The organism is Treponema sp. R6D11 (assembly GCF_054786075.1).
Genome location: NZ_BDHD01000680.1, coordinates 1 through 623, shown reverse-complemented (window position 1 = coordinate 623; position 623 = coordinate 1). Strand labels below are relative to the sequence as shown.

Below are 623 nucleotides of genomic sequence, written 5' to 3'. Positions count from 1 at the left end.
ATTACCGCCATATTTATTCATGCTAATACTCCTATGACGCCTGTTACCATTACAGGGTTGTCGGTAAATAATAAAGTTTATGACGGAACAACAACCGCGACAGTTAGCGGAACACCGGTAATTAACGGATTAGTAGCGGGAGACAGAGTAACAGTCGATACAGGAACTGCCGCATTTACCGACGCAAATGCCGGAGCAGATAAAACCGTTATCTTTAAAGATTGGTCATTGAGCGGAGCAGACGCGGGGAAATATATTTTGTCGGCGCAACCTGCAAGCGTAAAGGCAAGTATAGCAAAAGCTCAAGGCTCTGATGTAACTGTGCCTACTTTAAAAGGGACGCCCACAGGCAAAACTATTACCGTTAACAATGTAAGCTTGCTAACGCCCGCGACAGGACAAAGCATTGAATACGCTATCAGCATGGCGAGTAACGGAACAGGTTTATCGCCCTGGCAGAGCGGAGTTACTTTTAGCGGGTTAACCGAATTAACGACATACTATGTCTACGCAAGATCCGCGTCCAATATCAATTACGAAGCAGGAAGAATAAGTAGCGCCAGCGCGGGCATTGCAACCGGTGTTACAACAGGTTTTATTGTAACATTTGAATCCAATGGCGG

At 45.7% G+C, this 623-nt stretch carries 1 protein-coding gene; it reads left to right on the top strand.

The genetic code is table 11. The annotated features are described in order from the left end of the window. The coding region (locus ACYVTD_RS15450) for a YDG domain-containing protein (RefSeq protein ID WP_461248586.1) at positions 1-623 on the top strand (623 nt) is incomplete at both ends.